The organism is Flavobacterium cellulosilyticum (genome assembly GCF_004349355.1).
GTDB classification, from domain to species: domain Bacteria; phylum Bacteroidota; class Bacteroidia; order Flavobacteriales; family Flavobacteriaceae; genus Flavobacterium; species Flavobacterium cellulosilyticum.
Map to the genome: position 1 here is coordinate 903,060 of NZ_SMFK01000001.1, position 20,928 is coordinate 923,987.

Annotated in this window: 15 protein-coding genes; 11 read left to right on the plus strand and 4 right to left on the minus strand. The window is 32.8% G+C overall.

Going from position 1 to position 20,928, the window contains the following annotated elements:
• The first annotated feature begins 64 nt into the window (after positions 1 to 64).
• The 3 genes from ileS (at position 65) to E0F76_RS03550 (ending at position 4,553) form a co-directional block, all read left to right on the plus strand.
• Positions 65 to 3,466: an isoleucine--tRNA ligase gene (ileS, locus tag E0F76_RS03540; RefSeq protein WP_132001422.1), complete on the plus strand. Its 3,402-nt coding sequence runs from the start codon at positions 65 to 67 to the stop codon at positions 3,464 to 3,466.
• A gap of 7 nt (positions 3,467 to 3,473) precedes the next feature.
• Entirely contained in the window at positions 3,474 to 3,857 is a 384-nt protein-coding gene (locus E0F76_RS03545; RefSeq protein WP_132001425.1) for a TraR/DksA family transcriptional regulator, read from the plus strand.
• A gap of 87 nt (positions 3,858 to 3,944) precedes the next feature.
• Entirely contained in the window at positions 3,945 to 4,553 is a 609-nt protein-coding gene (locus tag E0F76_RS03550) for a lipoprotein signal peptidase (protein WP_132001428.1), read from the plus strand.
• Positions 4,554 to 4,603: 50 nt separating this feature from the next.
• Here E0F76_RS03550 and E0F76_RS03555 read toward each other — a convergent pair whose 3' ends face one another.
• From E0F76_RS03555 to E0F76_RS03565, 3 genes are all read right to left on the minus strand, one after another.
• Complete coding sequence (locus E0F76_RS03555; protein WP_132001431.1) at positions 4,604 to 5,728, minus strand: glycerate kinase; 1,125 nt, start codon at positions 5,726 to 5,728, stop codon at positions 4,604 to 4,606.
• A 260-nt stretch (positions 5,729 to 5,988) separates the two neighbouring features.
• A complete protein-coding gene (locus tag E0F76_RS03560; protein WP_132001434.1) occupies positions 5,989 to 6,558 on the minus strand; it encodes a 5-formyltetrahydrofolate cyclo-ligase in 570 nt (189 codons plus the stop codon).
• Positions 6,548 to 7,528 carry a succinylglutamate desuccinylase/aspartoacylase family protein gene (locus E0F76_RS03565; RefSeq protein WP_132001436.1) on the minus strand — a complete coding sequence of 327 codons (981 nt, stop codon included), beginning with the start codon at positions 7,526 to 7,528 and terminating at the stop codon, positions 6,548 to 6,550. Before E0F76_RS03565 ends, E0F76_RS03560 begins: the two co-directional genes overlap by 11 nt.
• Positions 7,529 to 7,687: 159 nt before the next feature.
• On the opposite strand from E0F76_RS03565, the gene uvrC reads away from it, so the two are divergent.
• The 8 genes from uvrC to E0F76_RS03605 all read left to right on the plus strand — a co-directional run bounded on the left by uvrC (position 7,688) and on the right by E0F76_RS03605 (position 20,415).
• Positions 7,688 to 9,484 carry an excinuclease ABC subunit UvrC gene (gene uvrC, locus E0F76_RS03570; protein ID WP_132001439.1) on the plus strand — a complete coding sequence of 599 codons (1,797 nt, stop codon included), beginning with the start codon at positions 7,688 to 7,690 and terminating at the stop codon, positions 9,482 to 9,484.
• Between the two features lies 1 nt (position 9,485).
• Positions 9,486 to 11,786, plus strand: coding sequence for a patatin-like phospholipase family protein (locus E0F76_RS03575; protein WP_132001442.1), 2,301 nt, complete (start codon positions 9,486 to 9,488; stop codon positions 11,784 to 11,786).
• A 520-nt stretch (positions 11,787 to 12,306) separates the two neighbouring features.
• Positions 12,307 to 13,077 (plus strand): DUF3108 domain-containing protein, encoded by a 771-nt coding sequence (locus E0F76_RS03580; protein ID WP_132001657.1) that lies wholly within the window; start codon positions 12,307 to 12,309, stop codon positions 13,075 to 13,077.
• 80 nt (positions 13,078 to 13,157) lie between these two features.
• On the plus strand, positions 13,158 to 14,375 hold the full coding sequence (locus E0F76_RS03585) for a M23 family metallopeptidase (RefSeq protein ID WP_132001445.1): 1,218 nt from the start codon (positions 13,158 to 13,160) through the stop codon (positions 14,373 to 14,375).
• A 146-nt stretch (positions 14,376 to 14,521) separates the two neighbouring features.
• Complete coding sequence (pgi, locus tag E0F76_RS03590; RefSeq protein ID WP_132001448.1) at positions 14,522 to 16,165, plus strand: glucose-6-phosphate isomerase; 1,644 nt, start codon at positions 14,522 to 14,524, stop codon at positions 16,163 to 16,165.
• Positions 16,166 to 16,491: 326 nt separating this feature from the next.
• Positions 16,492 to 19,266, plus strand: a complete 2,775-nt coding sequence (locus E0F76_RS03595; protein WP_132001451.1) for a TonB-dependent receptor — start codon at positions 16,492 to 16,494, stop codon at positions 19,264 to 19,266.
• 99 nt (positions 19,267 to 19,365) lie between these two features.
• Positions 19,366 to 19,788 carry a hypothetical protein gene (locus tag E0F76_RS03600; RefSeq protein WP_132001454.1) on the plus strand — a complete coding sequence of 141 codons (423 nt, stop codon included), beginning with the start codon at positions 19,366 to 19,368 and terminating at the stop codon, positions 19,786 to 19,788.
• 81 nt (positions 19,789 to 19,869) lie between these two features.
• Positions 19,870 to 20,415, plus strand: coding sequence for a septal ring lytic transglycosylase RlpA family protein (locus tag E0F76_RS03605; RefSeq protein WP_132001457.1), 546 nt, complete (start codon positions 19,870 to 19,872; stop codon positions 20,413 to 20,415).
• Positions 20,416 to 20,418: 3 nt separating this feature from the next.
• Here E0F76_RS03605 and E0F76_RS03610 read toward each other — a convergent pair whose 3' ends face one another.
• Positions 20,419 to 20,889: a CYTH domain-containing protein gene (locus tag E0F76_RS03610; protein ID WP_132001460.1), complete on the minus strand. Its 471-nt coding sequence runs from the start codon at positions 20,887 to 20,889 to the stop codon at positions 20,419 to 20,421.
• Between the last annotated feature and the right edge of the window lie 39 nt (positions 20,890 to 20,928).

Below are 20,928 nucleotides of genomic sequence, written 5' to 3' on the forward strand. Positions count from 1 at the left end.
TTATGACTTTCGACTTTCGACATTAATTTATTACTTTCGCACCACGATTTAAGAAAAGGATAAAATGAGCATAAAATTTACTGAATACAAAGGACTTAACTTGCCTACAGTTGCATCAGAAGTACTTGATTTTTGGAAAAAAGAAAACATATTCGAGAAGAGTGTAAGTACTCGTGAAGGCAACCCACCATTCGTTTTTTTTGAAGGACCTCCTTCAGCAAATGGATTGCCGGGAATTCACCACGTAATGGCGCGAGCGATTAAAGATATATTTTGCCGTTACAAAACTCAAAAAGGTTTCCAAGTGAAGCGTAAAGCAGGCTGGGATACTCATGGTTTGCCTGTAGAATTGGGTACTGAAGCAGCATTGGGAATTACAAAAGAAGATATTGGCAAAACCATTTCAGTAGCAGAATACAACGAAGCTTGCAAAAAAACGGTAATGCGTTACACCGATGTGTGGAACGATTTGACCGAAAAAATGGGCTATTGGGTAGATATGGAAGATCCATATATTACCTATAAATCCAAGTATATGGAAACTGTTTGGTGGATTTTGAAACAAATCTACAACAAGGATTTGATGTACAAAGGTTACACCATTCAACCTTATTCACCAAAAGCAGGAACAGGATTATCTTCTCACGAAGTAAACCAACCCGGAAGTTATAGAGATGTAACGGATACTACTGTTGTGGCTCAATTCAAAGCTTTAAACGAAACTTTACCCAGCTTTTTGGTAGGTTTTGGGGATGTACATATTTTGGCTTGGACAACAACACCTTGGACTTTGCCATCAAACACCGCTTTGACTGTTGGTCCAAAAATTGATTATGTGTTGGTAAAAACCTTTAATCAATATACTTTTTTGCCAACGAGTGTGATTTTGGCTAAAAATTTGGTTGGCAAACAATTCTCTAAAGGATTTTTTGCTAGTACTGAAGTTGCCGATTTTGAAAATTTCAAAGCAGGAGATAAAAAGATACCATTCCAAATAATTGCTGAATGCAAAGGAAATGACTTAGTTGGTATTCGTTACGAGCAATTATTGCCGTTTACTTTGCCTTATCAAAATCCAGAAAATGCGTTCCGAGTAATTTCGGGTGATTTTGTAACTACCGAAGATGGAACAGGAATAGTACATACCGCTCCAACTTTTGGTGCCGATGATGCCAAAGTGGCCAAAGAGGCAATTCCGGAAGTGCCGCCAATGCTTGTTTTAGACGAAAATGGAAATCCAGTGCCGTTGGTAAATCTTCAAGGAAAATTCATTGATGGCGTAGGAAGTTATTCTGGAAAATACGTTAAAAACGAATATTATACAGAGGGCGAAGCGCCAGAACGCTCCATGGATGTTGAAATTGCCATTCAACTTAAAGAAGAAAACAAAGCCTTCAAAGTAGAGAAATACGTGCACAGTTATCCACATTGTTGGAGAACCGACACACCCATTTTATATTATCCACTCGATTCCTGGTTCATCGAAATCACCAAAGTGCGTGATCGTATGTTCGAATTGAACGAAACCATCAACTGGAAGCCAAAAGCAACTGGAGAAGGACGTTTTGGGAATTGGTTGAAAAATGCGAACGACTGGAATTTATCGCGTTCTCGTTTTTGGGGAATTCCGTTGCCAATTTGGAGAAACGAAGAAGGAACCGAAGAAATTTTGATCGGTTCAGTAGAAGAATTGTACAATGAAATCGAAAAGGCTATTGCTGCCGGCGTCCAAAAAGAAAATCCTTTCAAAGATTTTGAAATTGGAAATATGGACGAAGCCAACTATGATTTGGTTGATTTACACAAAAATGTGGTCGATGAAATTACCTTAGTTTCTGTTTCAGGAAAACCTATGAAACGAGAGGCAGATTTAATAGATGTTTGGTTTGATTCGGGTGCTATGCCGTATGCACAATGGCATTATCCATTTGAAAACAAAGATAAAATTGATGGGAACAAAGATTATCCTGCTGATTTTATTGCCGAAGGTGTCGATCAAACTCGTGGTTGGTTTTATACCTTACACGCCATTTCGACCTTGGTCTTTGATAAAGTAGCCTATAAAAATGTAGTTTCAAACGGATTGGTTTTAGACAAAAACGGACAAAAAATGTCTAAGCGTCTTGGAAATGCCGCAGATCCATTCGATACATTAAATGAATATGGTCCTGATGCTACGCGTTGGTACATGATTTCGAATGCCAATCCTTGGGATAACTTGAAGTTTGATTTAGAGGGAATTGCTGAGGTACGTCGTAAATTCTTCGGAACTTTATACAACACCTATTCTTTCTTTGCGTTGTATGCTAATATAGACAACTTCACTTTTGCAGAAGCAGAAGTGCCAATGAACGAAAGACCAGAAATTGACAAATGGATTATTTCTGAGTTGAATACTTTGGTAAAAGTAGTTGATGACGCTTATGCGGATTATGAACCAACTAAAGCGGCTCGCGCGATATCAGAATTTGTACAAGAAAATTTAAGTAATTGGTACGTTCGTTTGTGTCGTCGTCGTTTTTGGAAAGGCGAGTATGCACAGGATAAAATCGCAGCATATCAGACACTTTATACCTGTTTGTTGACCATAAGTAAACTAGGAGCACCAATCGCTCCGTTCTTTATGGATAAACTTTACAGAGATTTAACTTTGGCAACACATACAGAAAAATATGAGTCGGTACATTTGGCGAAATTCCCAGTTTCAGTTGACAACTTTGTTGATAAATCGTTAGAGAGCAAAATGCAGAAAGCACAGACTGTTTCATCATTGGTTTTATCGCTTCGAAAAAAGGAAATGATCAAGGTGCGCCAACCCTTACAAAAGGTAATGATTCCGGTACTTGACGCTGTTTTTAGAGCAGAGATTGAGGCGGTGGCGGACCTTATAAAAGCGGAAGTAAATGTAAAAGAAATCACACTTTTAGACGATGCTTCAGGAGTTTTAGTGAAACAAATTAAACCTAATTTCAAAGCACTTGGACCCCGTTTCGGAAAAGACATGGGGCTGATAGCTAAGGAAATACAAGGGTTTTCTGCTGATCAAATCAATAAATTGGATAAGGAAGGAAGCATTGGTATTGTTATTGCGGGAAATAGTATAATTTTATCCATAGAAGATGTTGAGATTTCTTCGCAGGATATCGAAGGTTGGTTGGTAGCCAATTCAAACGGAATTACAGTTGCATTGGATATTACCATTTCACCAGAATTGAAACAAGAAGGAATTGCCAGAGAATTAGTAAACAGAATTCAAAACATAAGAAAAGATTCTGGATTTGAGGTTACTGACAAAATTAAAGTACATTTGCAAAAAAATTTCGAGTTGGAAAATGCTGTAAAAGCAAATGAAAATTATATAAAATCAGAAACGTTAACTGAAACACTAGTTTTTGAAGAAGAAATAAGTGAAGGAATCGAAATAGAATTTGACGAAATAAAAACTAAAATAGCAATTACTAAATAACCAGAAGATGATAGACGAAGTAACAACAAGGTACTCAGATGCTGACTTAGCAGAGTTCAAAGAGTTAATTATTAAAAAAATAAATAAAGCACAGGCCGACTTGGATTTGATAAAAAGTGCTTATATGAACGATTTAAATAACGGAACAGACGATACTTCGCCTACATTCAAAGCCTTTGAAGAAGGAAGCGAAACCATGTCTAAGGAAGCTAATTCCCAATTGGCAATCCGTCAGGAGAAATTCATACGCGATTTGAAAAATGCACTTTTCCGTGTAGAAAACAAGACTTATGGGGTGTGTAAAGTAACGGGTAAATTGATCAGTAAAGAGAGATTGTTGATCGTTCCTCATGCAACAATGAGTATCGAAGCAAAAAACTTGCAAAGATAATTCACTTTTCATTTAGAAAATAACGCTCCGTTTGGGGCGTTTTTTTTATAAAATAAATTACTTTTGCGCCATTAAATTTTCAAAACAATGTCATTACGAAATGCTTATCTGATAGTTTTTATCATCTTACTAGTTGACCAATTTTCTAAAATATACATAAAAACCAATTTCATTTATGGTGAAAGCGGTCAAATCGATGTAACCAATTGGTTCAAAATTCTATTGATAGAAAATGAAGGAATGGCATGGGGAACAGTAATTCCGGGTATTTACGGAAAATTAGTTCTCACCGTTTTTAGACTCGTTGCCGTAACAGGAATAGGATATTGGCTTTGGGATTCTGTCGAAAGAAAACACAGTTCCAACTATTTGATTGTGGCAATTTCTTTGATTCTTGCAGGTGCATTTGGGAATATCATCGATTCTGTTTTTTATGGTGTGATATTCGACGATAGCTTTGGGCATTTAGCAACTTTGTTTGCAGATCAACCTTATGGAACTTGGTTTCATGGTAAAGTGGTTGATATGCTCTACTTCCCATTATTTGAAGGCTTCTGGCCAGATTGGATGCCTATCTTTGGCGGAAATCATTTTAAATTCTTCAATGCAATTTTCAACATTGCTGATATGGCGATTTCTACAGGCGTTGGAATTTTATTAGTTTTCAACAAAAAAGCGTTTCATCAACAGTATTAGATTCTTTAATTGCTGCAAATGAAAGCCTAGTTCGTAGGGGAAATATTTTATTATTTGTAACTATCAGAAAGTAATTTAGTAGCTATTTTCTGGATATGTGAAGATGCATTTTGTATAGCATCTTCAACAGTTACTCCCAATTCCATTATCGAATGCAGGCTTTTAGGATTTAAGTTTTCGACAATAAGTTCCTTGTCTTTTATAACTCCAGCAATGATTGAAAATGGAATGTTGAATTGATTCGCTCTTTCGCTAATTCCTTTGATTACTTTTCCTTCAACGGTTTGTTTATCCACACTACCTTCGCCAGTAATGATGAGGTCAATGTTTGATTGTAAAAGGGTATCAAAACCTGTTTGTTCCATCACAAAATCAATTCCTGATTGCATTTTGGCATTCAAAAAAGCGACAGCGCCAGCGCCTAAACCTCCTGCGGCACCAGCACCAGGAATAGTTGCTACATCTTTATTCAAGTATTTCGAGACTTTAACGCTAAAATTTTGCAGTCCTAAGTCTAAATTTTTAACTTCTGCGGGTGAACCTCCTTTTTGAGGGCCATAAACATAAGCAGCTCCGTTTGGACCAAACAAGGGGTTTTTTACATCGCAAACTACCGTTACATTTAATGAATTTAAGTCGAATGCTAGGTTTTGACTGTCTATTTTTTCAATCGAAAGAAGTTCTTTTCCAATAGGATATATTTCTTCATTTTTTGTGTTGTAAAAAGTATAACCCAATGCAGCTGCCATACCTATTCCGGCATCATTTGTGGCGCTTCCGCCAATGAATAAAACGATGTTAGTATACCCTTTTTTTAAAGCATCAAAAATCAATTGTCCTGTTCCAAAGCTTGTAGTTTCAGAACAATTTCTTTCTTTTTCATCTAATAATTGCAATCCAGAAGCATTGGCCATTTCAATATAAGCAGTATCGGTCGAAATCCTATAAGTAGCTGTAATGTCCCTGAATAAAGGATCTTTTACAACAACTGAAACAATGTTTAACTTAAAATAATTTTGCAAAATGTCAAGAGTTCCTTCTCCGCCATCAGCAAGTGGGTGTTTTATTGTTTCAATCGCAGAGTCGAATTTTTTGATTCCACTTTCGACCGCATTACAAACTTCCATTGCAGACAAGGAGCCTTTGAATTTATCAGGGGCAATTAAAATTTTCATTATAAGTCCATTTAATTAAATTTTATTATAGCATTTTTAACTGCAAAAAATGATATGAAGTTAAAATCTAGCTACTTTTATTTATTATTTCATTTGAAAATAAATTAAAAATCTCAGCTTTCATAGCATCTTTATAAGATGAATAATTCTATAATTGTAGACACAAATCAAAATTTAAATTATAAAAAATAAATGATTTGAAATCGTAAAATATTAAGTTTCTCCAATTAGATTGACCTCATTTTTATTGATTTTAGAAATTAAAACGGATAAACTCCATTCGGTGTCACACAATAATCCAGCTGCACGTCATTCTCAAAAACATCCTCAATTAGTTCTTCAGGTTCAAAGAAGGAAAGCCCGATTTTGATGGTTTCTGGCTTGCATTCCGCCAAGAACTTATCATAAAATCCTTTGCCGTAACCTGCACGATGTCCTGCTTTATCAAAGGCCAAAAGCGGTACAAAAACGACCTCTATTTTTTTAGCAGGCACTTCAATTCCATCAACAGGTTCCGGAATGTTGTATTCGTTTTTCTTGATTTTGGTATTGTCGGTCAATAAAAAATGGGTCATATTTCTGGTGTTGAAATCACTTTTCGAAATGATTATTTCCTTGTCTTTTCCAGAAAGTAGGTGCAAAATAAATTCGGTGTTTATCTCTTTATGTTCGGTTATTGGAAGGAAAATATGAAAATAGGTTTTGTCCCAAATAGGTAATTTCAGTACTTCATTGGCAACAGCCAAACTCAAGTCGTCGATTTCAGCATCGCTCAACTCTTGCCTTTTGGCTTTGTACTTTTGTCTTAACTCTTTTTTATTAGTTTCCATTTAAAAGAGACTTTGAAATATGGCAAATTGCATCTCCTTGGTAAACGATAGGAGCGTGATTTGCATTGATAATATAGCCATCGTTTGGCGCTTTTACTTTTTGTTCAAAATTTCCAAAAGGATCTGTAATAGTTGCGACTATTTCTCCTTTTTTCACAAAAGTTCCAATTTTGTTGTGGTCATGAAGTAGGCCAGATGATTGTGCTCGAATCCAAGATGATTTATTGATGTAAATGCTATCTGTAGTAGTGTTTACAACTTCATGTTTGTGGTCTAACATACCCAAGAAGGATAAAACGCGTTTGACTCCTTCTGTTCCTAAATCGGCAACTTCAGTGTTTATATCTAATGATTTTCCTCCTTCAAATAACAACATTTTTACATTCGATTTTTGACTCGAGTTTCTAAAAGAACCTGAAATGTTTTTAGAAAACAAGGTAAAAGGAGCATTAAAAACATCGGCTAGTTGTTTTAATTCGGGTTGGTTTGGCGCTAATCGAATTTGAGGTGCATTGAAACGACCTGCGCCACCAGCATGAAAATCAATGGCATAATCAACAACTGGCATTACTTCGGTAAGAATATGATAGGCAAACCGACTTGCTAATGATCCATTTTTTCGACCCGGAAAAACGCGGTTTAGGTCTCTGCCATCGGGAAATTGTCGGGACATATTGATATAACCAAACATATTGATTATAGGAATGCAAATTATGGTACCAATTTTAGGATTGTTGATTTTTTTTGTAATTAACTGGCGTACAATTTCAATTCCATTAATTTCATCACCATGAATTCCTGCTGAAAAAAGTACCGTAGGGCCGTCTATTTTAGAGCGTTTAATGATTATGGGAATTTTGAGTTTGGCTGCATTGTGTAGTTTGGCAATTTCCATGTCGATGGTTTTGCTTTCGCCAGGTAAAATGGTTTCGCCTAAAATTGTAATTGATTTGCGTTGCGTTTTTGTCATACCAAATTATAAAAGTATAAATGTAGCAATTATATTTTGGTAACCGATAGGTGATGTTGATTTACAAAAATGTTATTTGTAAATTTGTTGAATGGAAGTCAAAAAAATCTAAAAAATCCAAAGAATCTAAAATCTCCAATCTAAAATCTCCAATCTAAAATGCCAAACCCAACTCTCGAACTTCAGATTCAAACTTTGCCCGACGGTCCTGGAGTCTATCAATATTACGATAAGGAAGGGAAAATTTTGTACGTAGGCAAAGCCAAAAATCTAAAAAAAAGAGTTTCTTCCTATTTTAATAAAGTGCATGATACGGCCAAAACCAATGTGCTTGTAAAAAAGATTGTAACGATAAAACACATTGTTGTTCCTACTGAGACTGATGCCCTTTTATTGGAAAACAACCTTATAAAAACCTTGCAACCCCGTTACAATGTATTATTGCGAGATGATAAAAGTTATCCGTGGATTTGCATCAAAAAAGAACCTTTTTCCAGAATATTCTCTACCCGCCGATTGGTCAAAGATGGTTCAGAATATTTTGGTCCCTACACGAGTTTCAAGACCGTGCATACTATTTTAGAGTTAATAAAAGAACTGTATCCGCTGCGAACTTGCAATTATGATTTAAGTCAATCGAATATCGAAAATGGTAAATTCAAAGTGTGTTTAGAATACCATATTGGAAATTGCAAAGGACCTTGTGAGGGTTATGAATCTTTAGAAAATTACCAAAAACAAGTAGATGGCATTCGAGAAATATTAAAAGGAAATTTCAAAGAAAGTTTGAAAGATTTCAAGAAAGTGATGACTGATTTGGCCAAGGAAATGCATTTTGAAGAAGCACAAAAAATAAAAGAGAAGATAGAAGTTCTTGAAAATTATCAATCGCGTTCTACAATTGTCAGTCCAAAAATCACTAATATCGATGTGTTTTCGATTGTGTCTGACGAAAGTGCGGCCTTTGTGAACTTCTTGCAAATTTCTCATGGTTCGATTATTCGTTCGCATACAATGGAAATTAAAAAGAAATTGGAAGAAACCGACGAAGAATTATTGGAATTGGCGATTATCGAATTAAGAGAACGCTTTCATTTATTGTCAAAAGAAATAGTAGTTCCGTTTGAGGTTAATCTGGGAGCTAGTATAAAAGTTACTGTTCCGCAATTAGGAGATAAAAAACAAATTTTAGATTTGTCTATTCGAAACGCTAAATTTTACCGAATTGAGCAATTAAAACAACTGCAAATTGTGGACCCAGATCGTCATGCCAACCGAATTATGGCGCAAATGCAAAAGGATTTGCGACTAACAGTTGAACCACGACATATCGAATGTTTTGACAATTCTAATATTCAAGGAACCAATCCTGTTGCAGCATGCGTAGTGTTCAAAGACGGGAAGCCCAGCAAAAAAGACTACCGCCATTTTAATATAAAAACAGTCGAAGGTCCAGACGATTTTGCATCGATGACTGAGGTGGTTTATAGAAGGTACAAACGATTGTTGGACGAAAACGAACCATTGCCACAGCTCATCATTATTGATGGGGGAAAGGGGCAGCTGTCTTCGGCTTTGAAAAGCATTGATGATTTGGGATTACGTGGAAAAATAGCAATCATTGGAATTGCAAAAAGGTTAGAAGAATTATTTTATCCTGGGGATTCTGTTCCGTTGTATTTGGATAAAAAATCCGAAACCTTGAAAGTAATTCAGCAATTAAGAAATGAAGCGCATCGTTTTGGGATTACACATCACCGTGACAAAAGAAGTAAAGCAGCATTAAATTCTTCGATTGAAAGTATTCCTGGAATTGGAGAGAAAACAATGACAACTCTAATTCAGCATTTTAAAAGTGTTAAAAGATTGAAATTAGCATCAGAAAAAGAAATTTCGGACGTTATAGGCATATCAAAAGCCAAAAAAATTACCGACTTTTACAATAAAAATACTTAAAATGAGAAATAAGGCAAAAGCCAAAAGTCAAGAGCTAGAAGCGAAAATCAACTTTGTCAATATTCAGTTGACAATTGTTAATAGCCGCTTATTGTTAATTTTGACTTTCTTGTTGTTTTTTGCCTTTTGCCTTTTGCCTCTTGCCTCACAAGCTCAAGACACCATAAAAAAAAGGCCCAAAATTGGATTGGTTCTTAGTGGTGGAGGTGCTAAAGGATTCGCTCATATTGGGGTATTGAAGGTGATAGAACAAGCGGGAATAAAAATAGATTATATTGGCGGCACCAGCATGGGGTCAGTAGTTGGGGGTTTGTATGCATCAGGTTACAATGCCACTCAAATAGATTCCATTTTTAGAACCGTAAATTTCGATAAATTACTTCAAGATTTCACACCACGTTCTTCAAAGAGTTTTTATGAAAAAAGAAACGATGAGCTGTATGCAATTGTCTTGCCGTTTGATAAATTTAAAATAGGCGTTCCAGAAGCACTTTCAAAATCAATTTACAACTACAATTTATTGACTTCTTTAACTAGAAATGATAGGCATATTAGTGATTTTAATAAGTTGAAGATTCCATTTTTCTGTGTTGCCACAAATATTGAAAATGGAGAAGAAGTCATATTAGATAAAGGCAATTTAGTGAACGCCATGGTAGCCAGTTCTGCATTTCCATCATTATTTTCTCCAGTTGAAATTGACGGCAATCTACTCTTAGATGGCGGGATTGTTAATAACTACCCAGTTGAAAAAGTGAGGCAAATGGGTGCGGATATCATTATTGGAGTCGATGTTCAAGACGGACTGTCTGAAAGGAGTGAGCTTAAAAAAGCCACAAGAATTATAGGGCAAATTACAGCTATCCAGTCCATTGAAAAAATGAAAAAGAAAATAGCCGAAACGGATATTTATATTAAACCAGATATTAAAAGCTATGGAATTATTTCTTTTGATAAAGGTTTGGAAATTATTAAAAAAGGAGAAGAAGCCGCTTTTGCAGTATACGAACAGCTGAATAAAATTGGAGATAAAAATAGTTATATTCAAAACAAATTGAAACCTAGTGTTGATAGTATTTATTTGAATAAAATAATTATTAATGATTTAAATAATTATACTCCATTATATATAAAAGGGAAATTACCTTTTAAAGAAGGAAAGAATATTAGTTATCAGGATTTAAGAAAGGGAATAGATAATTTAAATGCTACAAATAATTTTAGTGGTATAAATTATTCATTTGAAGAAAATAATTCAAGAGATGACTTAATATTAAACTTAACTGAGAATTATGATAATACATTTTTAAAATTTGGATTGCATTTTGATAACTTGTTTAAAAGTGGGGTTTTAGTGAATTTAACCCAGAAAAAAACACTTTTTAAAAATGACGTTGCATCTGTAGACGTAGTTCTAGGGGATAATTTCAGGTATAATATCGATTATTATATCGATAATGGATTTTATTGGAGTTATGGATTTAAATCCTATTTCAACCAATTTAATAAAAATGTATCAAAAGAACTAAATGACGAAAATTATTGGAATTCTAATTTAAATAACATAAATCTAGATTTTTCGGATTTAACAAACCAAGTTTATTTACAGACTTTATTTGCCCGAAAATTTCTCATTGGAGCTGGTGTTGAAGTAAAATTTTTAAAAATACAGTCAGAAACATTATCAAACACATCACCCATAATAGATAAAAGTAGTTATACAAGTGTTTATGGATATCTTAAATACGATTCTTTAGACAACAAATATTTTCCTAAAAAAGGATTGTTTTTTTCTGGAGACATACAATCTTATTTATTTTCATCTGATTATTCTACTCTATTTAAACCGTTTTCAATTGCAAAAGCAAATTGTGGAGCTGCAATATCTATTACTAAAAATTTTACTTTAAACATTCAAACTGAAGGTGGTTTTTCATTAGGAGGTGAAAGTGTTCCCTTTTTTGATTTTGTTTTGGGAGGATACGGATTTAATCCTGTAAATAATTTTAGGCCATTTTATGGCTATGATTTTATTAGTCTTGCGGCCAATAGCTATTTAAAAGGGTCATTATGTATCGATTATGAAATATTTAAAAAACATCATTTGAATTTTTCCGCAAATTATGCCAATATTGAAAAAGATCTTTTTCAGACATTGCATTGGATTTCATTACCTAAATATTCAGGTTATGCAATAGGATATGGCTTGGATTCAATTATTGGTCCTATCGAAATTAAACACTCATGGTCACCTGAAACATCTAAAAATTATACTTGGTTCAGTGTTGGATTTTGGTTCTAATAATTTCAATAAATTAAACGGTTACAGTTTTTTGTATCAGTAATACAATGAATTTGGGTTTATTTTAATGTCAGCTTTTGTATTTATAGCCTTAAAACAAATACATAATTCTCAAAACAATTTCATTTTTCGACAACAGCGAGCGAAATTTTCAATATTTAGTGCAAATTTTATTCAAATTCTGCAATTATTTTAAGTTTTGTAATTGCTGATATAAAAGGAATGTAAATAAAAGTTGCTTATTTTTGTATTATATAAAAAAAACTACAAAATTAAGTTGTGCATTTGTATGCTAAATGTTAAAATGAAAATTTTTAAAAAATCTTTTTAAATCCTAGTTTATCTTTGTCAAACATAAAAGAAGGGGTGGTTTCCTTCTTTGAATTATATAAATTGCATAATTTATATTTTTTGGTTAGTTAATAGCATAAAACTCAGTCATTATTTGACTGAGTTTTTTTGTTTTAATATATTTGGAACAAAATTTGCGTTTGCTAATAATAAAAAACAAACTATGGCAATTAAAAAAACAATTCTACTATTAGCGGTTCTACTCATTTTAAGTTTTAATTCAAAAAAAGAAGATGCTTTTTCCGCTGGAGAATGGGTTAAAATGCGAATACATTATGGAATTATTAATGCGGGTTATGCCACTCTTGAAGTAAAAGAAGCAAATTTAAACAATAAAAAAGTTTTTCATATTATCGGTAAAGGATTCACTACAGGAATGTCGAGAGTTTTTTTTAAAGTAGATGATCAATATGAAAGCTATGTTGATAAAGAAACCGGAAATCCATATCAATATGTTCGAAAAATTGATGAAGGAGGTTATACAAAAAACCAAGAAGGATTCTTTAATCAGTCCGAAAACACAGTTCTTGTAAAAGATTATAAGAATAGATCAGAAAAAACGTTTAATATTCCAAAGAATACTCAGGACATCATATCCACATTTTATTATTTAAGGAATAGTCCAAGTATTGATAAAATAAAAATAGGGGAATTCATAGCAATTGATATGTTTCTCGATGAGGATACTACTAAATTTAGGTTAAAGTTTTTAGGTCGAGAAAATATTAAAACTAAATTTGGAGTTGTACCTACAATGATTTTTCGTCCCTATGTACAATCAGGTAGAGTTTTTAAAGAAGAAGAAAGTTTAACCGTTTGGATATCTGATGATGATAATAAAATTCCAGTAAGAGTAAAAGCAAGTCTTTCTGTAGGATCTATCAAAGCAGATTTAGAAAATTTCAAAGGATTGAAATATCCGTTTAAGATACTATTATAAATATAAAAATATAAGTTTGTGATTTAACGAAAGAACAAGCTATTCATAAAACAACTCATTAATTGCGTAATATTTCCAAATTGAAAAATATATTTTCACTAATAATCGTTTTAATTTTATTAGTTTCTTGTAATCAATCAGAAACACTTAGTATAATTCCTGATAAAAAATTTGTCCCTGAAGTAGAAAAATTTGGTTTTAAATTTAACGATTTTAATGTGCTTCACGACACTGTTAAAAGAGGCGATTCTTTTGGTAGTATTATCGAAAATCAAAACTTTGGTGACAAAAAAGTTTATGATATTGTTAATAAAGTAAAAGACAGTTTTAATGTGAGAACTATTAGAATTGGAAAAGTCTTTACATTTTTGCGTTCAAAAGATCGAAATAAAAAATTAAAATATTTTGTTTATCAACCCGACCGAGGAAGTTATTATGTTATTGATTTAAGAGATTCAATAACAGTGTATAAAAAAACAAGGCCAGTTACTTATAAACTAAGGACAATTACTGGAAAATTAGACGGATCATTATCTGAAGCATTGAGTAAAAAGGGAGTTAATGCTACTTTGGCAAACAAATTAACAAAAATATACGCTTGGTCAATTGACTTTTTCAAATTAAGAAAAGGAGACAGATTTGGTGTAACTTTTACCGAAAGGTATATAGACGATACTATTTATGATGGTGTTGACAGTCTAAAAGCTTCTTTTTTTGAATATAAAGGAAAATTAATTTACGCTTTTCCTTTTGCTCAAAATGAATCTTCAGGGAAAACCGATTATTATGATGATCAAGGAAAAGCACTTAAAAACTTTTTCTTGAAAGCCCCATTAAAATTCGTAAATATTACCTCCCATTTTACAAAAAATAGATTTCATCCTGTGCAACTACGATGGAAAGCACATAAAGGAACAGATTATGCTGCTCCAACAGGTACGCCAATTATGACTACTGCTGTTGGGATTGTTGAACAATCTGGATATACGGCAGGAAATGGTAATTTTGTAAAAGTTAGACATGACAAAACTTATGAGACTCAATATTTACACATGTCCAAAATATTGGTTCGAAAAGGTCAAAGAGTAACTCAAGGTCAAACAATAGGAAGAGTGGGAAGTACTGGATTAGCCACAGGACCACATGTATGCTATCGATTCTGGAAAAACGGTGTGCAAGTCGATGCTTTGAAATTGCAATTGCCCAATTCTCAGCCAATGGACAGTAAAAACTTACCTCGATTTATAGCTCAAATGAAACCTTTAAAAAGAGAATTAGATAGTATCGCTCATTTGTAGTTTGTAAAATATACTCAGGAAACTTTCAAACTGAATTTAATAATTCAACTATAAGGATTGCGTTCAAAATTATTTTTTTATTGACATTAAAATTATTTTTTTTGAAAACTAAGTGTAAATTTACACCTATTAAAAATAAAAATAGTATGGCTTTACAAAATACAAATCCAATCACAACTACTGCTTGGCAAAAACTTCAGAAACATTTTCAGGAAATGAATACTGTTTCTATGAAAGATATGTTCAAAGATGACAAAACTAGAGCGGCTCAATTTCATTTTCAATGGAATGATTTTGTAGTTGATTACTCTAAGAACATTATCAATAAGGAGACAATTACTTTATTACAAGAATTAGCTAATGAAATTCAGTTAAAAGATGCTATTTCAAAATATTTTGAAGGAGATATTATTAATCAAACTGAAAATAGAGCAGTATTGCATACTGCTTTAAGAGCAAAAGAAAATGCTACTATTAAAGTAGAAGGTGAAAATGTAATTCCAGAAGTTTTTGAAGTAAAAGAAAAAATCCGAAGTTTTACAAACGAAATCGTAAACGGTGTAAGAAAAGGATATTCTGAGAAACCTTTTACAGATATTGTTAATATAGGAATTGGAGGTTCTGACCTTGGTCCTGCAATGGTTGTGGAAGCCTTACAGTTTTATAAAAATCATTTGAATGTTCATTTTGTATCTAACGTAGATGGGGATCATGTAAATGAAATTATAAAAAAATTAGATCCAGAAACAACACTTTTTGTAATTGTATCAAAAACGTTTACGACTCAAGAAACATTAACTAACTCAGAAACCATAAAGGAATGGTTTTTGAAATCAGCTTCACAAGAAGATGTTGCCAAACATTTTGTAGCTGTTTCTACTAATCTTCAAAAAGTAACTGAATTTGGAATAAATCCTGAGAATGTGTTCCCAATGTGGGACTGGGTTGGAGGGAGATTTTCTTTATGGAGTGCAGTGGGTCTTTCAATAAGTTTGGCCGTAGGATTTGATAATTATAATGAATTATTGAATGGGGCCAATGAAATGGACGAGCATTTTAAAACTGCTGATTTTGATAAAAATATTCCAGTAACACTAGCTTTGTTAAGTATATGGTATAACAATTTTTTTGGTGCTGAAAGCGAGGCATTGATTCCCTACACCCAATATTTGCAAAAATTAGCCCCTTATTTACAACAAGGTACGATGGAAAGTAATGGGAAAAGTGTAGGACGTGACGGAAAACCTGTTAATTATCAAACCGGTACTATTATTTGGGGAGAACCGGGAACTAATTCACAACATGCGTTTTTTCAATTAATTCATCAAGGCACAAAACTAATTCCTACTGATTTTATTGGATATGTAAAGCCATTGTATGGTAATGAAGATCATCACAATAAATTGATGTCCAACTTTTTTGCTCAAACAGAAGCTTTGATGAACGGTAAAACAGAAGCTCAAGTTCAGGCTGAATTTGATAAACAAGGGCTTGCTACTGATAAAGCAGAATTCCTTTTGCCTTTTAAAGTCTTTGCTGGCAACAAACCCACTAATACAATTTTGATTCAAAAATTAACGCCAAAAACATTAGGATCATTAGTTGCAATGTATGAGCACAAGATTTTTGTACAAGGTATTATTTGGAATATTTTTAGTTATGATCAATGGGGGGTTGAACTTGGTAAGCAATTAGCCAATTCGATTCTCGACGAAATACAATCAAATAAAGTAAATGCTCATGACAGTTCAACAGAGTTTTTATTAAATCATTTTTTAAAGAACAAGTAGACGATCACTTTTTTTAATGATAATATAACATAAAAACAGCTTTGACCTTAAATAAGTCAAGGTTTTTTTTATGTAATAAGCTATCTAACAACTGTTTTGCATTTGTTTAAAGGATTACAAGTAATTTTTTAGCAACAGGGGCTTTATGAGTGTCGTTGACTACTTAGTTGATAATCAATTTTTTATAAAAATATAGTTAACATATTTTCAATGAAATGTGGTATTTATTAACAAATCAATATTGAAATTCATTTTATTAACATTTCATTAACGCTATTGTGGATAAAATGTTAGAATTTTGCCAAAAATTTCTAAACTTAACTAAAATGAAAACAATGAAAAATTGCTTACTCTTAGGATTACTGTTATTGGTAGTTTCGACGGTATTTTCACAAGGAAAAATCACTGGAACTGTCACAGATGGTCAAAACTCATTGCCTGGGACAAACGTTGCTATTAAAGGAGCAAAAGCGGGTACATCGACGGATTTTGACGGAAAATTTTCTATTAACACAACTACTAATTCAGGGGAATTAGTTATTTCTTTTATTGGTTTTGAACCTAAGACAGTTAAGTTTAGCGTTTCTAATGGAGGAACTCAGAACTTAGGAACTCTTGTTTTGATTTCTAACTCAAATGAATTAAATGAAGTTGTAGTTACCTCTGGAGTTATAGATTATGCGAAAGACAGAAAAACTCCTGTTGCCGTTTCTACTATTAAAGCAGCTGAAATTCAAGAAAAATTAGGGACTCAGGAATTTCCTGAAATTCTAAAAAACACACCTTCAGTATATGTAACTAAACAAGGAGGTGGTTTTGGAGATTCAAGAATTAATATTCGTGGATTTGATCAAAAAAATATTGCTGTAATGATCAATGGAGTTCCAGTAAACGATATGGAAAATAGTTCAGTATACTGGAGTAACTGGGCAGGTTTGTCAGATGTAACTTCAGCAATGCAAGTTCAAAGAGGACTAGGTTCTTCTAAATTGGCAATTTCATCTGTTGGAGGAACAATCAATGTTATTACAAAATCATCTGATATGAAAGAGGGTGGTGCTTTTTCTTCAGGTTTTGGTAATGCAAATTATTTAAAAGTTCAAGGTTCTTATAATACTGGATTGTTGAAAAATGGTCTTTCTGCTTCTGTTTTGTTGAGTTCAACAAGTGGCGATGGATATATTGATGGAACTAACTTTGAAGGACAAAATTACTATATAGCCTTAGGCTACAAGCCAAGTGCTAAACATGATATTCAGGTTACTTTTACAGGTGCTCCGCAATGGCATAATCAAAGAAGTACTTGGATAAACATTGCTACTTACCAAAAATATGGTAGTGTTGACAAACCAAACACAAAGTATAACTCTGATTGGGGTACTTTAAATGGTGAACAATATGATATGAAAAGAAATTTTTATCACAAACCGGTAGCTTCGATCAATTGGGATTATAAAATTAATGAAACTACAAAATTATCTACTATATTCTACGGATCTTGGGGTCGTGGTGGAGGAACTTCTGGAGCGGGTGGAGCCTTAGGTAATAATTATTTAAGTGCTGCCTTTAGAACTGCAGGTGGTTTAGTTGATTATGATAAAATTGTTGCTTGGAATACAGGTATGCCAGTAAGTATCAATGGTGTTATGAAAACAAGAACGAAATCAACATCACCTACAGTAGCAGGTCAGACACCTTTTACCGGTTTTATAAATGAATTTAGTTCTGGTAGTGCTGCTGTTACTACAACAGGATTTTCTAGAACATCTTCTATAAATTCTCATGACTGGTATGGTGGAATAGTAAGTTTAAATAAAAAATTATCTAATACATTAGTTTTAGATTTTGGTATAGATGCAAGAACATACAAAGGATATCACTTTACAAACATAAACTCATTATTGGGAGCAGGAGCTTTTCTTGATAAAACTAGTGATGTTAATAACAAAAATAAAATTGTTACTGAGCAATATTCTGCAAATCCTTCTATAAATCCTTTTTCACAAGCAGATACAAATGAAAAAATCTCATTCTACAGTTTAGGAAATGTTCGTTGGTATGGTGCTTTTACACAATTAGAATATTCTAAAGATAATCTAACTGCATTTGTTCAAGGAGCCGTTTCTCAACAAGCTTTCCAAAGAGTTGATGAATTTGTTTATTTGAAACCAAATGCACTTACAAAAACTGATTTTAAAAATATTTTAGGTGGAAATGTAAAAGCTGGAGCAAATTATAATATCGATGAGCAACAAAATGTATTTGTAAATGCGGGATATTATTCTAAACAGCCATTCTTTAATGCGGTTTATCCTAACAACAGATCGGTATTAAACGGGAATTTAACAAATGAAAAAATAATAGGATTCGAAGCTGGATATGGTTTCCGTTCAAGAATGTTTACTGCAAATATAAATTTATACAGTACGCAATGGAAAGACAGATACCAAAGATCATCAGATAATGGTGCTGATAATGTTGGAGGGTATTATGATTTTTCTGGAATTACTGAAGTTCATAATGGTATAGAGTTTGAGGCACAAGCTAAAGTTACGGATAGATTTAAGTTGAATGGTATGTTCTCAATAGCAGATTGGAAATACAAAGGAAATAGTACGAGTAATAGATTTGATCAACAAAATAATCCATTTGCTGGAGGAACAACAACAACATTGTATTTAGACAAAGTAAAAGTAGGTGATGCTGCTCAAATGACTGCTTCTATTGGAGCTTCTTATGAGGTTCTTACAAGAGTTACTCTTGATGCTAATTACAATTACAATGATAAATTGTATGCAGCGATCTCTCCTGCTGGATTTTCTTCTGAAACTAATAAAGGGTCTTTAGAATTGCCGTCTTATGGTTTGATGGATGCTGGTTTCTCTTATAAAATATTTGTTGATGCAAAAAGAGGTGATTCTTTCAATTTTAGATTGAATGTAAACAATGTTTTAGACGAGGTTTATATCGCCGAATCTAAATCTAATATATTCGCTTCAGATGTTCCTACGGTTTCTACTTATAAAGGGATAGCTACAACAAACAATGTTTATTTTGGATTTGGAAGAACTTGGAACTTTAGTGTTCGCTACAATTTCTAAAAAACAATTTAATCAAATTCAAAAACGGCATCGCTTCAAAAGTAGATGCCGTTTTTTTATGTTTTTTTATTTATATTTGTTCAAAAAAAAACTTATTTTATGTACGAAATTATTAAAGGAATACATTCTGGTTGGGCTTATATAGCTTTTTTATTATTAGTAATCGCTAGTGTTAATTCGTTCATTGGATTATTTTCCAAAAAAGAATTTACAGAAAAAGACCGAAAAATTTCGCTATTTGCCTTAGCAGCAATTCATACACAACTATTAATAGGTTTTATTATTTATTTTGTTTCTCCCTTAGGTTTTTCTTCTTTGGGACAAATGAAAGATGCCGCTTTACGATTAACTTCATTAGAACATCCATTAATGAATATTATAGGGATTACCTTGATAACTATTGGTTGGATGAAACATAAAAAATTAACAACAAGTGAATCAAAATTCAAAACATTTTCTATTTATTATGGATTAGGTTTAGTTATTATATTGAGTAAAATTCCTTGGGGATTATGGTTTTAAAAAATTAAAGAAAAGTCCTGAAAAGGACTTTTCTTATCTAGGTATGGTTTTTGTTAAACTGAGTTCAACTAAAAGTTTAAAATGAAAAAAATAATAACACTTTTTATTTCAATCGCAATTGCAAGTTTTGCAATTAGTCAAACATTGAACAAAGAAAAACAAAAAACTATAAATCAAAAAACAAATGTAATTGCTCAAGTTACAACTACTCAAAATGCAACTATTCAAAAAATAATAAATCCAAAAGATACTCTCAAAAAGAGTAAATTCAACATTGAACCTATTGAGTTAGTATCGGATTCGTTAACTTTAGAATTATTCAAGTATAAACCCTTCAAAAATAATGTTCCTGCTTCATATTACCATGATAAGTTTAATGGTAGAAAAACATCAAGTGGTGTCCGTTTTGATAATAATAAATATACTGCAGCTAACAAAAAACTTCCTTTTGGTACAAAAGTAAAAGTGACTAATATTGCCAGTGGTAAATCAGTAATTGTAGAAATAATTGATAGAGGGCCATTTGTGAAATCAAGAGAAATTGATCTTACAAAACGTGCCTTTATGGAAATTGCAAAAAATAAAGGAATTGGTGTTATGATGGTAAATATTGAAGTTGTTGAATAATGATTACAACCATTTTTTAAATGGATTCTTACTCAAATAAGAGTTGTAATACCGTTTGTCATTGGTAACTTCTTGGCCAAGCCAAGAAGGTTTTTCAAAAGATTCTGTTTCTGAAGTAAGTTCCACTTCGGCAATTAGTAAACCTTCATTTTCGCCATAGAATTCATCCACTTCAAAAATATGTGACCCCAGTCTTACCTCAAAACGGGTTTTGTCGATAATGCCTTTTTCACAGAGTAGTATTAAGTTTTGAGCTTCCTCAACAGGAATTTCTTTTTCCCATTCATAGCGGGATAGGCCTGTCTCGTTTGAAGCGCCTTTTATGGTCAAGAATCCATGTTCTCCTTTTAGTCGAACTCGAACAGTGCGTTCTGGAATGGAGCTTAAATAGCCTTGTGTAATTCTGTTTTTGGCGAAAGCTTCATTTTTAAAAGCATCTGAAGTAACAAGAAATTTTCGTTCTATTTCTAACATTGTGTAATTTTTATATAAAGATTTTGCTTCTTTCGAATT

Excerpts from the sequence above, each read along its gene's own strand:
- ileS (WP_132001422.1), top strand. The coding sequence starts at position 65 with ATGAGCATAAAATTTACTGAATACAAAGGACTTAACTTGCCTACAGTT.
- E0F76_RS03545 (WP_132001425.1), top strand. The coding sequence starts at position 3,474 with ATGATAGACGAAGTAACAACAAGGTACTCAGATGCTGACTTAGCAGAG.
- E0F76_RS03550 (WP_132001428.1), top strand. The coding sequence starts at position 3,945 with ATGTCATTACGAAATGCTTATCTGATAGTTTTTATCATCTTACTAGTT.
- E0F76_RS03555 (WP_132001431.1), bottom strand. The coding sequence starts at position 5,728 with ATGAAAATTTTAATTGCCCCTGATAAATTCAAAGGCTCCTTGTCTGCA.
- E0F76_RS03560 (WP_132001434.1), bottom strand. The coding sequence starts at position 6,558 with ATGGAAACTAATAAAAAAGAGTTAAGACAAAAGTACAAAGCCAAAAGG.
- E0F76_RS03565 (WP_132001436.1), bottom strand. The coding sequence starts at position 7,528 with ATGACAAAAACGCAACGCAAATCAATTACAATTTTAGGCGAAACCATT.
- uvrC (WP_132001439.1), top strand. The coding sequence starts at position 7,688 with ATGCCAAACCCAACTCTCGAACTTCAGATTCAAACTTTGCCCGACGGT.
- E0F76_RS03575 (WP_132001442.1), top strand. The coding sequence starts at position 9,486 with ATGAGAAATAAGGCAAAAGCCAAAAGTCAAGAGCTAGAAGCGAAAATC.
- pgi (WP_132001448.1), top strand. The coding sequence starts at position 14,522 with ATGGCTTTACAAAATACAAATCCAATCACAACTACTGCTTGGCAAAAA.
- E0F76_RS03595 (WP_132001451.1), top strand. The coding sequence starts at position 16,492 with ATGAAAACAATGAAAAATTGCTTACTCTTAGGATTACTGTTATTGGTA.
- E0F76_RS03600 (WP_132001454.1), top strand. The coding sequence starts at position 19,366 with ATGTACGAAATTATTAAAGGAATACATTCTGGTTGGGCTTATATAGCT.
- E0F76_RS03605 (WP_132001457.1), top strand. The coding sequence starts at position 19,870 with ATGAAAAAAATAATAACACTTTTTATTTCAATCGCAATTGCAAGTTTT.
- E0F76_RS03610 (WP_132001460.1), bottom strand. The coding sequence starts at position 20,889 with ATGTTAGAAATAGAACGAAAATTTCTTGTTACTTCAGATGCTTTTAAA.